This is a genomic window from Streptomyces sp. NBC_00388 (assembly GCF_036061255.1).
Classification (GTDB): domain Bacteria; phylum Actinomycetota; class Actinomycetes; order Streptomycetales; family Streptomycetaceae; genus Streptomyces.
Window position 1 is genome coordinate 3459609 of sequence record NZ_CP107948.1, and the last position, 12627, is coordinate 3472235.

The 12627-nt window shown below is 72.2% G+C and carries 10 protein-coding genes; 6 read left to right on the forward strand and 4 right to left on the reverse strand.

What is annotated here, in order from left to right; all coding sequences use genetic code 11:
- Positions 1-149 precede the first annotated feature (149 nt).
- Positions 150-833 carry a pentapeptide repeat-containing protein gene (locus OG917_RS15600; RefSeq protein ID WP_328318208.1) on the reverse strand — a complete coding sequence of 228 codons (684 nt, stop codon included), beginning with the start codon at positions 831-833 and terminating at the stop codon, positions 150-152.
- A gap of 187 nt (positions 834-1020) precedes the next feature.
- On the opposite strand from OG917_RS15600, the gene OG917_RS15605 reads away from it, so the two are divergent.
- Entirely contained in the window at positions 1021-2298 is a 1278-nt protein-coding gene (locus OG917_RS15605) for an FAD-dependent oxidoreductase (protein WP_328318209.1), read from the forward strand.
- 12 nt (positions 2299-2310) lie between these two features.
- On the forward strand, positions 2311-3825 hold the full coding sequence (locus OG917_RS15610; RefSeq protein WP_328318210.1) for an MFS transporter: 1515 nt from the start codon (positions 2311-2313) through the stop codon (positions 3823-3825).
- A gap of 25 nt (positions 3826-3850) precedes the next feature.
- On the opposite strand, the gene OG917_RS15615 is transcribed toward OG917_RS15610, so the two are convergent.
- The gene (locus OG917_RS15615) at positions 3851-4327 is read right to left on the reverse strand and encodes a GNAT family N-acetyltransferase (protein WP_328318212.1); all 477 of its coding nucleotides are present in this window, start codon (positions 4325-4327) and stop codon (positions 3851-3853) included.
- A gap of 24 nt (positions 4328-4351) precedes the next feature.
- Positions 4352-5275 (reverse strand): aminoglycoside phosphotransferase family protein, encoded by a 924-nt coding sequence (locus tag OG917_RS15620; RefSeq protein WP_443058966.1) that lies wholly within the window; start codon positions 5273-5275, stop codon positions 4352-4354.
- Between the two features lie 69 nt (positions 5276-5344).
- Here OG917_RS15620 and OG917_RS15625 point away from each other — a divergent pair, with 69 nt between their 5' ends.
- The 3 genes from OG917_RS15625 to OG917_RS15635 all read left to right on the forward strand — a co-directional run bounded on the left by OG917_RS15625 (position 5345) and on the right by OG917_RS15635 (position 9522).
- Complete coding sequence (locus OG917_RS15625; RefSeq protein WP_328318213.1) at positions 5345-6034, forward strand: rhomboid-like protein; 690 nt, start codon at positions 5345-5347, stop codon at positions 6032-6034.
- 46 nt (positions 6035-6080) lie between these two features.
- Positions 6081-7493: an NAD(P)/FAD-dependent oxidoreductase gene (locus tag OG917_RS15630; protein WP_328318214.1), complete on the forward strand. Its 1413-nt coding sequence runs from the start codon at positions 6081-6083 to the stop codon at positions 7491-7493.
- Positions 7494-7695: 202 nt separating this feature from the next.
- A complete protein-coding gene (locus tag OG917_RS15635) occupies positions 7696-9522 on the forward strand; it encodes a hypothetical protein (RefSeq protein ID WP_328318215.1) in 1827 nt (608 codons plus the stop codon).
- 66 nt (positions 9523-9588) lie between these two features.
- Here OG917_RS15635 and OG917_RS15640 read toward each other — a convergent pair whose 3' ends face one another.
- Complete coding sequence (locus tag OG917_RS15640; RefSeq protein WP_443058967.1) at positions 9589-10137, reverse strand: MarR family winged helix-turn-helix transcriptional regulator; 549 nt, start codon at positions 10135-10137, stop codon at positions 9589-9591.
- A gap of 489 nt (positions 10138-10626) precedes the next feature.
- Here OG917_RS15640 and OG917_RS15645 point away from each other — a divergent pair, with 489 nt between their 5' ends.
- Positions 10627-12498: a chloride channel protein gene (locus OG917_RS15645; protein ID WP_328318216.1), complete on the forward strand. Its 1872-nt coding sequence runs from the start codon at positions 10627-10629 to the stop codon at positions 12496-12498.
- Positions 12499-12627: the final 129 nt, after the last annotated feature.

Genomic DNA, 12627 nt, shown 5'->3' on the forward strand with positions numbered 1-12627 from the left:
TAATCCCTGGTGGATCAGCGCGGGGCGTCAGATGCGGTGCATCGCAAGGCGGAGGGGCGCTCGCATACTGGATGTATTCGGGCGTTCCGACAACGCGGCGAGGCGCCGTAGCTGTCGTCGTGCGCCCGCCGGGGATTACGGGACAGCCCTCAGTCGCCGGGGACCGCCACCCGCACCCCGACCTGCGCGGCGAACGCCGGTGCCAGGGCGAGCATTTGCGCCGGGCTGATGACCGCGCCCGCCAGCCGCTCCACTCCGCGAGCGATGTCCAGCTCGGCCACCGTGCGCAGATCGACGTCCTTCATCCGTACTCCGCTGAAGTCGGCCCCGCGCAGGGTGCAGCCCACGAACTCCACCCGCTCCAGCCGTGCCGAGCCGAAGTCGGGCTCCGCCAGGACGCAGTTCTCGAAGAGGACGTCCTTGAGCCGGGCCTCCCGGAGGTTCAGATAGTCGATCTTCCCGCCGCGCACCACCACCCGTTCCAGCACCGCTCCGTGCAGTTGAACGCCGCCCAGCCGGGCGTCCACCACCATGACATCGCGCAGGGATGCCTCCGCGAGGTTCGTACCGACGCCTCTCGCCCCGGTCAGTACGGTGTCGATGAAACGGGCCCGCACCAGCTCCGTCGTCTCCAGGACGCACTCGCGCAGTGAGCAGTCCATGAAGCGGGCCCCGCGGCCCGACTGTCCTGTGAAGTCCTCGCCGGTGAACTCCAGTCCGTCGTAGTCCCCATCGGGCTCAAGGCCCCGCCCGGCGTAGGGGCTGAGGGGCGGAAGCCGCACGTCCGGCCGCCGTACCTGTGGGGTTCTCTTCGTACCGTTCCGTGCTGCCATGTCTTCATGGTGACCCACACCACTGACATCGAACCTTCCCCGATGTCACATCTGCGTCTTCTCCATCCGTCCTGATGACAGAGAGCGTCCGAAAAAGAGCGGGCGTCCTCCGAATCAGACGCAGGACAGGACAGCAGACACGGCAGCAGGACAGGCAGCAGGACAGCAGACCGGAAGGGGACGGATCATGCACCGCATCACCGTTGTCGGCGGGGGTTTCGCCGGGCTCACCGCCGCCATCACCGCCGCCGAGGCGGGCGCCCGGGTCACCCTGTACGAGGCGCACCGCACCCTGGGGGGCCGGGCGCGCACCACCGGCGCCCCGTACCGCGCCAACGAGGGGCCCCACGCGCTCTACAGCGGCGGCCCGCACTGGGGCTGGCTCAAGCAGCAGGGCCTGCTCGGCCCGGTCGCCGCCGTACCGGCGCTGGAGTCCGCCCGGCTGCGGCTGCACCACCGCGGTGCGCTGCGCAGAACACCACCGCTCGCGCTGCTCAGGCTGGCACGGCGGCCGGCCGGACAGGCCCCGGTCGAGCAGGACTTCCTCTCCTGGGCGACCTCCCAAGTCGGCGAGGCGGGGGCCCGCGCCGCCGCCCACTACGCGGGGGTCGCCCTCTACCACCACGACCCGGGCTCGCTCTCCGCGGCCTTCGTCCAGCTCCGGCTGCGCCGCGCCACCTCACTGCCGCCCGAGGCGCACTTCGTACGGGGCGGCTGGGGCGCCCTCGTCGAGCGGATGGCGGGCCGTGCGCAGGACCTGGGCGTACGGATCGAGACCGGGGCCCGTGTCACCGAACTCCCCGTGGCGCGGGGGCCGGTGATCGTCGCGACCTCCCTGGAAGCGGCCCGGCACCTGCTCGGCGACTCCAGTCTGCACTGGCCCAGCGGCCGTACGACGCTGGTCGACATCGCGCTGAAGACCCGGCGCGGCGACCCCTGGGTGATCTCCGACCTCGACGCCCCCGGCTGGATCGAACGCTTCACCGCCCAGGACCCCACCCTGGCCCCACCGGGCGAACAGCTGGTTCAGGGGCAACTGCCCGTCGCGCCGGACGAGTCGGAGGCGGACGGGGTCGCCCATGCCGAGCGCCTGCTCGACCTGGGCTTTCCTGACTGGCGCACCCGCCTCACCTGGCGCAGGTCGTCCGTCGCCGCGGGGCGGACGGGCGCGGTCGACCCGCCCGGCACCACCTGGCGCGACCGGCCCGCCATCCGGCGCGGGGACGGGGTGTTCCTCGCGGGTGACCGGACCGCCGCGCCGGGGATGCTCGCCGAGGTCTCCTTCACGAGCGCGATGGAGGCGGCCACTCTGGCGCTGACCTCAAGCAGAGTCGACCTCAAGCAAAGTCGAGGTCGGACCGTGGCCGAGGGCGGCCCGGCCGACACCACGGCCCTGCGGGGACCACGGGGCACAAGGCCCGCCGGACCCCCGGCCCGACAAGGGGCGAACCCCGGCATTCTGTGATCTTCTGGGCCAATGAGCGACGCGGCGACAGGCACCCCGGAGCCCACCAGCCCCGACCGGCCCGACCCCCACCGCTGGTGGGGGCTGGGCGTCATCGCGCTGGCGCAGCTGATGGTGGTGCTCGACGCCACCATCGTGAACATCGCCCTGCCGTCGGCGCAGCACGACCTCCACCTCACCAACGGCAACCGCCAGTGGGTCATCACCGCCTACACCCTGGCCTTCGGCGGGCTGCTGCTGCTCGGTGGCCGCGTGGCCGACCTGGTCGGACGCAAACGCACCTTCGTCATCGGCCTCATCGGCTTCGCCGCCGCCTCCGCGCTCGGCGGCGCCGCGGTGAACGGCACCATGCTCTTCGCCGCACGTGCCCTCCAGGGCGCGTTCGCCGCCCTCCTCGCGCCGTCCGCCCTCTCCCTCCTCACCACGACCTTCTCGGAGGGCAGGGAGCGCGCCAAGGCCTTCGGCATCTACGGCGCCATCGCGGGCGCGGGCGCCGCCATCGGGCTGCTGCTCGGCGGTGTCCTCACCGAGTTCCTCGACTGGCGCTGGTGCCTGTACGTCAACGTGCCCATCGCCGCCCTCACGGTCTTCGGCGCCTTCGCGCTGCTCAGCGACCGTCAGGGGCAGAAGGAGAGCCACCTCGACATCCCGGGCGCGATCCTGGGCTGCGGCGGTCTCGTCGCGATCGTCTACGCCATGAGCGAGGCCGAGTCGCACGGCTGGTCCTCGGCCCTGGTCGTCAGCCTGCTCATCGCCGGCGCCGTGCTGCTCGCCGTCTTCGCCTGGTGGCAGTCGCGCGCCGACCACCCCATGCTGCCGCTGCACATCGTCCGCAACCGCAACCGCGGCGGCTCGATGATCACCATGGCACTGGCGACGCTGGCCATGTTCGGGCTCTTCCTCTTCCTGACGTACTACCTCCAGAACATCCTCGGCTACAGCCCGCTGCGGGCCGGCGTCGCCTACCTCCCGATGTCCGCGATGATCATCATCGCCTCGACCCAGATCTCGGCCAGGCTGCTGCACTTCGTGCCGCCGCGGCTGCTGATGGCGCCCGGGATGCTGATCGGCGCGGGCGGGCTCTTCGCCCTGACGTTCATCGGGACGCACTCCAACTACGTCGAGCACATCCTGCCGGGCACGATGATGCTCGGGCTCGGCATGGGTCTCGTCTTCATGCCGGTGATGGCGACGGCCACATCGGGGGTGGCCCCGCAGGACTCGGGCGTGACATCGGCGACGGTCAACACGGCCCAGCAGGTGGGCGGATCCATCGGTACGTCACTGCTCAACACCATCGCGACGACCACCACGGCGAGTTACCTCGCCAGCCACCTGCGGCCCGGCGTCAGCAAGGCCCAGGAGGCGGCGCTCTCGAAGACCGCCGTGGTGCACGGATTCAACATCGCGACGGCGTGGGCGGCCGGCTTCATGGTGGTCGGCTGCGTGATCGCCTTCCTCATGGTGAACGCACACGCACCGCGCCGGAACGAGGAGACGGCCGAGGCCGGCGTGATCCCGGGCTGAGGGGGCCGGCCAACTCGCGCAGCCCTTAGTCCCGCCTGCCCAGTTCGGCCAGTGCGCCATCGGTGAGCCGGTAGACCGTCCACTCGTCCTGCGGCCGGGCGCCCAGTGCCTCGTAGAACCGGATCGACGGCTCGTTCCAGTTGAGCACCGACCACTCCAGCCGCTCGTACCCACGCTCCACGCAGGTCCGGGCGAGCTCGGTCAGCAGGGCCTTCCCGTATCCGCCGCCGCGCAGCAGGGGGCGTACGTAGAGATCCTCCAGGTAGATCCCGTGGACCCCGCGCCACGTGGAGAAGTTGAGGAACCACAGGGCGAACCCGGCCGTCTCCCCCTGCGGTGTCTCGGCGATGAAGGCGAACGCCGCAGGGCGCTCGCCGAACAGCGCCTCGTGCAGCTGCGTCTCGGTGGCCCTGGCTTCGTCCAGGGCCTTCTCGTACTCCGCGAGCTCCCGGATCATCGTGTGGATCACTGGCACGTCGGCGGCTGTGGCATTGCGGATCATCTGCGCAGCCTAAGGGCTCTCCTGTCAGCCCTGGCGGGCGCGCGGCGCCAGCAGGGTCCGGGCGATCTCCGCCATTTCCGGGCTCAGCCGCCCGCTGCCACCGTCCGCCAGGGTCCAGAGGCTGTTCTGCAGGACACGCGCCAGCGTCCACGCCCGTGCCCGGCCCCGGTCCCCCGCCATTCCCAGCACATCCGTCATCAGGTCGAACCGCCGCAGCAGCCCGCCCTCCCCGAAACGGTTCCACAGGGCGGGCAGCAGCTCGAACCCCGGGTCTCCCGCGAGTGGCTTCGGGTCGATGGCCAGCCACGGCTCCCGCCCGGCCGCCAGCACGTTCTCGAAGTGCAGGTCCCAGTGGAGCAGCCGGTCCCCCGGCTCGTCCGCCACCTCCCGTACGGCAGCAGCGCAGCTCCGCAGCAGCCGCCGTTCCGCCCCGTCCGCCAGGGCCTCCACCGCGCCGGGCACCCGGTCGAGCATCCGGGCCGTGAGCTCCCCGAGCCGGCGCATCCCCGCCGGTGCGGGCTCGGACGTCAGCCGGGCGAGCAGCCGGGCGATGACCTCGGTCGCCGCCAGTACGTCCGGTACCGACGCCAGCGATCTGGTCCCGTCCAGCCGCTCCAGGAGCATGGTCCCGGACGCCGGGTCGTGGCCGAGCAGCCGCACGGCGCCCCGGCCGTCCCAGACCCGCAGTGCGGCCGGCTCCCCGGCGGTCTCCGCGTCCACCTCCTGCAGCTTCAGAGCCGCCCGCACCCCGTCCGCCGCCCGCACGACAGGCAGGACGACCGCGACGTGCCCGCGCATCGGCGGGCCCTCCTGACGCAACCCCCAGCGCTCCAGGAACTCCTCGGCGCGGGCCGCAGCACCGCGCTCCCCGTCTGCCGCAACTCCCCCGCCGCCCACCGGCTCACACACGTCGCACTTCCCTTCTCCCGCGCACTCTTCCGTACCCATGCCCCCGCCTCGGTCGCCCCGGCGCGGTGACCGCCGCGCGCCGGGGAACCAACCAGCAGAATCGGGCCCATGAACCGCGCCCTCCACGCCGTACTCTCCTACCTCCGCAGCGCCCCGGGCACCTACCTCTGGCTCCTCATCCTCTTCTTCACCACCATCGCGCTGCACCAGATGTCACCGGGGTTCGAACGGGCCTTCCTCGGCAGGCGCTCCACCAATATCCATGAGCTGTCCACGCATCCCGTCCGGGTGCTGTTCCAGAGCGCGATGTACATCGACGGCGGCGGCTGGATCTCGTACGCCGCCCTGTACACGGTGTTCCACGCGCAGGCCGAGCGGTGGCTCGGCACGCTCCGCTGGCTCTGCGTCGCCGTCCTCGCGCATGTGCTCGCCTCGTTCATCAGCGAGGGCGCCCTGCTCTGGGCGATCCACCACGGCCGGGCCCCCGAGTCGGCCGTCAACACCCTCGACGTCGGGGTCAGTTACGCGCTCGCCGGGGTGGTCGCCGTCCTGACCTACCGGATCGCCCGCCCCTGGCGGTACGTGTATCTGGCCGCGGTGCTGGGGGTCTTCGTCCCGCCGCTGTTCACCGACCGCACCTTCACCGACCTCGGCCACTTCGCCTCGGTCCTGATCGGACTCGCCTGCTATCCGCTCACCCGGGGCACCGGCGGGCCGCCGTGGAACCCGATGAGCCTGGCGGCCCCCCTGCGGCGCTACGCTCCCGGCAACCGCCGGCGGAACACCGGACGGCCCTGATCAAGCGGTCCGATCCGGCGGACCTGTCCAGAAGGCAGAGGTTCCCATGAGCTCCAGCGGCAACGGCACCGTCAACGGCGGCATATCGTTCTGGTACGCGGACCGGGGCACCCCCCTCGCCCGCGAGCCCCTGCCGGGCGACGCGAGTGCCGACGTGGTGATCGTCGGCGGCGGGTACACCGGGCTGTGGACGGCTTACTACCTCAAGAAGGCCGTCCCGTTCCTCAACATCACCGTGCTGGAAGCCCGGTTCTGCGGCTACGGCGCGTCCGGACGCAACGGCGGCTGGCTCTACAACGGCATCGCGGGCCGCGACCGGTACGCGAAACTGCACGGGCACGAAGCGGCCGTCCGGCTCCAGCAGGCCATGAACGACACCGTCACCGAAGTCGTCAAGACGGCGGCCGACGAGTCGATCGACGCCGACATCGAACAGGGCGGCGTCCTCGAAGTCGCGCACACCCCGGCACAGTTGCAGCGGCTCAAGGACTTCCACTCGGCCGAGACCGCCTTCGGCGAGACCGACCGGACCCTGCACGGCGCCCGCGAGACCGCCGAGCGGATCCGGGTCACCGGGGCCGTCGGGTCGACCTGGACCCCGCACGGCGCGCGGCTGCACCCGGCGAAACTGGTCCAGGGCCTCGCCGAGACGGTGGAGGCACTCGGCGTCACCCTCCACGAGTCGACACCGGTCACCGAGATCAGGCCCAAGCACGCGGTCACCCCGTACGGCACGGTCCGCGCGCCCTACATCCTGCGCTGCACCGAGGGGTACACGGCCGGGCTCAAGGGCGCCCGGCGCAGCTGGCTGCCGATGAACTCCTCGATGATCGCCACCGAACCGCTGCCGCAGGCCGTCTGGGACACCATCGGCTGGGAGGGCGGCGAGACGCTCGGCGACATGGCGCACGCGTACATGTACGCGCAGCGGACCGCGGACGGCCGGATCGCGCTCGGCGGACGCGGCGTCCCGTACCGCTTCGGCTCCCGCGCCGCCCGCTCGGACCGCGCGGGGCGCACCGAACCGGCCACCATCGACGCGCTGCGCGAGATCCTCGTCCGCTTCTTCCCGGCGACGGCGGGCGTACGGATCGACCACGCGTGGTCCGGGGTGCTCGGCGTACCCCGGGACTGGTGTGCCACCGTCACGCTGGACCGGTCGACGGGCATCGGCTGGGCGGGCGGGTACGTCGGCTCGGGCGTGGCCACCGCGAATCTCGCCGCCCGTACGCTGCGCGACCTGATCCAGCAGGACTCGGGCCAGTCGGGCCCCACCGACCTCACCACGCTTCCCTGGGTGAACCACAAGGTCCGCAAGTGGGAGCCCGAGCCGCTGCGCTGGCTGGGTGTGCACGGGATGTACCGGGCGTACCGGGCGGCGGACGCACGCGAACTCGCCGGGCGCGGGGCGGCCACCGACCGGATCGCCACGCTCGCGGACCGGATCGCGGGCCGCTGAGCCCCGCGTCCACCCGGCGAACGTCACGCACACCCGGCCTGCCGCCTCAAGTCCGTTCACACAGAGGGTAATCGGGAGTTCACCGTAAGCCCGTCCGTGGTAAATACACAGCAGACACACAATTTCGGCGTTTCGGCGTTTCGACAGTGACGGTCCCTGGGCGCCTCGGCGCCGGGTGGCCGGTGACCGGGGGGCAGGCGGCATGTCCGGGGAGCAGCAGGACGGGGCGGCGAGAGACGGCACGCCCGGCGAGGGCGGCGGCGCGGGCCGTGCGGACGGTACGGGTGGCACCGGCAGCGCCGGCGGCACACACAGCGCGGACGGCGCGGGGGAGCCCGGGCACTCGTCCGGGTTCGGGCCGCCGGAGGTACTCGGCACATCCGGAGCGGGCGGCTTCGGCAGGGCGCAGGCATACGGCGGCCCCGGCGGGCCCGAGGGCCACGGCGGATTCGCCGCCTTCGGCGCGCAGCCGGCGCCCCCGATGCCCGCCGTCCCACCCACACCACCCACACCTCCCGCCCCGGCGGACCCGCTGCGGGCGGCAGCCGTGGCGCTGCTCAACCTCAGCGGGCTGGGCCTCGGTTATCTGGTGCTCCGGCGCTGGGCGGCCATGGCCGCGTGCTGGGCGGCGACCGGGGCGCTGCTGATGGCCGCCCTGCCGGCCGACCCGGACGGTGTGCCCGGCGGGCTGGTGGTCGCGTATCTCGCCGTCCTGGTCCTGGCCGCGGCGCACGGCGCGTACCGGGGGCTGCGGCACCGCATGATGTGGCCGCCGCGGTCACCGGTCGCGCTCGTGCTCGGCCTGGTGCTGCTGGCCGCGCCCGCCGGCGGTGTCGTCCTGTACGACGGGGCGCGCGAGGAGGCCACGCAGCAGATGCTCCTCGGCCGGCTCGCCACGGCGGACGTCCTGGTGACACAGGCGAGTACGGAGCCGTTCAGCGCCGCGCGCGCCCCCTACCGCACGGCTCTGGCCACGTATCACGACCTCGCCGCCCACCACTCAGGCTCACGGGCGGCCCGCCGCGTCCCTGCCTCGCTGCACGCGTACTACGAGACGGTCGGCGCGGCGTTCGGCGAGAAGAGGTACTGCGACGCCGTCGAACCTCTGACGTATCTGCGGACGGTGCCCGGCACCTACGGCAGGAAGCAGCTGGGCGCGCTGGCGGGGTGGCCCGACGACCGGCTCGCCACCTCGCTGTACGAGTGCGGGGTGACCGGCCTCGGCACCGGGAAGGACGTCGTCTCCCCGAGCGGGAACCTGGGCGAACTGCTCACGGCCTTCCCCGGGTCGCGGCAGGCGGCGAAGGTCGAACCGGCCGTCAGCTCCGAGATCGGCAAGGCGGCGGACGGCCTGAAGGGGTCCGCCCCGTGCGCGGCCAACGAACGTCTGAAGATCCTCCAGGGCCAGGCCGTCGGGCTGCCGGGCAAGGAGGCGGGCGTGGACGGCGCCCTGACGGACGCGCTGCGCAAGGACGCGGCGACCGCCGGGAAGAAGGTGCAGTCGGGTACGTACGCCTGCGGTGTCGACGAGTACGAGAAGGGTGACTTCAGCGGGGCGCAGAAGACGCTGACCGACTTCGCCGGCGCCTACCGGAACGACAAGAGCCGCGCCCGCGCCCAGAAGATCGCCATCGCCGCCGAGATCGCGCAGAGCGAGGCGGCGGCGGGCAAGCGCCTGCCGTCCATGGCCTCCGGCGGCAGCATCCCGGTGACGGTCAGCAATGACAGCCCGGACGAGGTCGAGATCCTCTACACCGGCCCGGTCACCGGAAGCTTCAAGCTCAAGGCGTGCAAGGGCTGTTCGGCGTTCTCCAGCGACGCCGCGGCGCAGCTCGGCGCCTGCAAGGGCGGCAGGAGCTACCCGAAGCGAACCATCTCGCTGCCGCCCGGCACCACGTACTTCCTGCACAAGTCCCTGGACGACTCGACCACCAGCTCGGGCAGCAACACGGCCCGGATCCAGCCGGGTTACACGTACACGGAGTGCGCTTACGTGGTGCAGCGCATCGGTTCGGGCTACACGTCCTGACCGGGCCGCGCGGCCCGGCGGTTCAGGGCCGGCCCGGCGGCCCCACCGCTCGCGGGCGGCACCGGCTCAAAAGCCGGCGTCGCCCGCGAGCACGTCCTGGGCGTCCGGCGCCGCGGACCCGCCGGGATCAGGGCCCTCCGCCGCGAGGGTCAGCGCCCTGAGCCCCGCGACCAGACCGGACCGTACGTCCACCGGCAGCCGTCCCACCAGTGCGGCGACCTCCCGGTGCCGGTGCTCCAGAACCGTCGCGACCAGCCCCGCCCCCTCGCCGGTGGTCCGCAGGACGACCTCCCGCCGGTTCTCCGGATTGACCTTGCGGTCGACCAGTCCGCCCGTCTCCAGCCGGTCCACCATCCGCATCGCCGTAGACGCGTTGACCCCGAGCGAGGCCGCAAGCGCCGCCAGCTTCACGGGTCCGCTGGAATCGAGCACCACCAGCGTCCGCAGCTGCGGAAGCGTCAGCGCGCTGCCGACCTCGGCGAGCGCGCGCGCCGAGAGCCCGACCAGCAGCCGCGCCGCCCCCATCACCGCGGCGGTGACCTCGTCGGTCTCGTCCGTGGGGCCGGCCGGGCCCCCGGTCCGGTCCCGGCCATCCGCCGCCCGCTCGCCCGTCATGCGGTCCGCCACCGTTTCCGACCGCCGGGCTGTCCACCCGGGCGGTCCTGTCCGCCGGACGGGCTGTCCGCCCGGCTGCTCATCAGGCCGTACATCAGGTCGCTCATGGGACAGAGTAATCATTGCACTGTGCAATGGTAGGCTCTGTCCCGTTCGGAACGCCTCGCCGCACGAGCGCCGCTCACGACACACCGCTCACGCGGCATCGCGCGAAACGCACCACCCCGCACGTCGCACCGCTCATCCGTACCGCACCAGTATCCGGGCATCCACCCACGGCGCCTCCCGCGCCACGGACGCCCATCCCCGCACTGCCGCCCTCCGCACAGGGCCATCGGCAGCTCCCAGGGCAATGACGCCCTGCACCGCCCGTACACCAGCCACCCTCAGGGACGCCAGGCCCCGCTTCACACGCGGTCCGCCGACGGCCCTCGTTCCGTGTGCCCGTGACGGCGCTGCCCCTGTCCGCACCACCGACGGAGGATTCCCGTGACACCGCCCGCCCCTGCCACCGAGCCGTCCCGCGCCGCGGGACGGCTCGCACCGCCGCAGAAGATCGAGAGCCTGGGGGACTTCCACGTCCCGCCCCGCGTCGCACTGATCGCCCTGCTCGCCCTCCCGGTCGGCGGGGTCGCGGCCCTGGTCGCCGTCGCCCTGCTCAAGCTGATCGCCCTGTTCACCAATCTCTGCTTCCACGGACAGTTCTCGTTCGGCGCCACCACCCCGGGCTCCACCTCCCACTGGTGGCTGATCCTCTTCATGCCCATCGCCGGCGGGCTGGTCATCGGGGTGATGGCCCGGTACGGATCGGAGAAGATCCGTGGACACGGCATGCCGGAGGCGATCGAGTCGATCCTGGTCGGCGGCAGCAGGGTGCAGCCCCGGGTGGCCGTACTCAAACCCGTGTCGTCAGCGGTCAGCATCGGCACCGGCGGGCCCTTCGGCGCCGAAGGGCCGATCATCATGACCGGGGGCGCGGTCGGTTCGATCCTCGCGCAGTTCCTCCATGTCACCACCGACGAACGCAAGACGCTGCTGGTCGCCGGCTCCGCCGCCGGCATGGCCGCCACCTTCAACTCGCCGCTGGCCGCGATCCTGCTCGCCGTCGAGCTGCTGCTCTTCGAGTGGCGCCCGCGTTCCTACATACCCGTCGCGGTCGCGGCGGTCACCGCGACCCTGGTCCGCGAACCGATCCTGGGCAGCGCCCCCCTCTTCGGCGGGGCCCATGTCCCAGCCGGACTGCCGCTCTCCGCGTACGGCCTCTGCCTGGTCTCCGGACTCGGCGCCGGACTCCTCGCACTGGGCGCCACCGCCCTCGTGTACTTCTCGGAGGACATGTTCGCCAAACTGCCGCTGCACTGGATGTGGTGGCCCGCCGTCGGCGGCGTCATCATCGGCGCCGGCGGCCTGATCGAACCGCGCGCCCTGGGTGTCGGCTACGACGTCATCGACCAGCTCCTCACCGGCCGGGCCACCGTGGGCCTGATCGTCGGCATCCTCGTGGTCAAGACCCTGATCTGGGGGCTGTCGCTCGGCTCGGGCACCTCGGGCGGGGTCCTCGCCCCGATGTTCATGATCGGCGGTGCGCTGGGAGCGGCCGAGGGACTGGTCTTCCCCTCCGTGAGTCCGGGCTTCTGGGCCCTGGTCTCACTGGCCGGGGTGCTCGGGGGCGTCATGCGCTCCCCGCTGACCGGCATCGTCTTCTGCCTCGAACTGACCCATGAGATGAACGCGATGCTCCCCATGGTGATCACCGCGTCCTCCGCCTATCTCCTCTCGGTGATCGTCCTCAAGCGGTCCGTCCTCACCGAGAAGCTGGCCCGCCGGGGGATGCACCTCACCCGGGAGTACTCGGTGGACCCCTTGGAGGTCCACCTCGTACGGCAGCTCGAATCGCCCATCACCGCCACGTTCCGCACCGACGAGACCGTGGCCGACATCAAACGGGAGCTGAACGCCCCGCACGGCAGCCATGACATCGACGGTTTCCTCGCCCAGCGCCTCTACCCGGTGATGGACCCCGCGGGGCACCTGGCCGGCGTCGTCACCCGCGCCGATTTCCTGCTCAGCTCCCCCGACGACCCCACCCCGCTCGGCGCGCTCGCCCGGCCCGCGGTGACCGCGTACCCGGACGAGACCCTGCGGACCATCGCCAACCGGATGGCCGGCCACCACGTCACCCGGGTCGTCATCGTCGACCGATCCGACCCGGACCGGCTCGAAGGGCTGCTGAGCCTGCGGCAGTTGCTCGAAGCCCGCCGGGTCGATCTGCACGAGGAACACCACGCCGAACGCTTCCTCAGCCTCGTCCCGCGCCGCTTCCGGCAGAGCGGGCAACCGGGCCTGCGGCAGAACGGATAACGGCCGGGCACGGCTCGGAGCCGGCGACCGGGATTCACCGGCCGTGAGGGGTGGCCGATCCATGGACCGGCCACCCCTCACGGCTGTTCCCGTACGGACCCTTGTCAAGGCCCCGCGCGCGCACCAGAC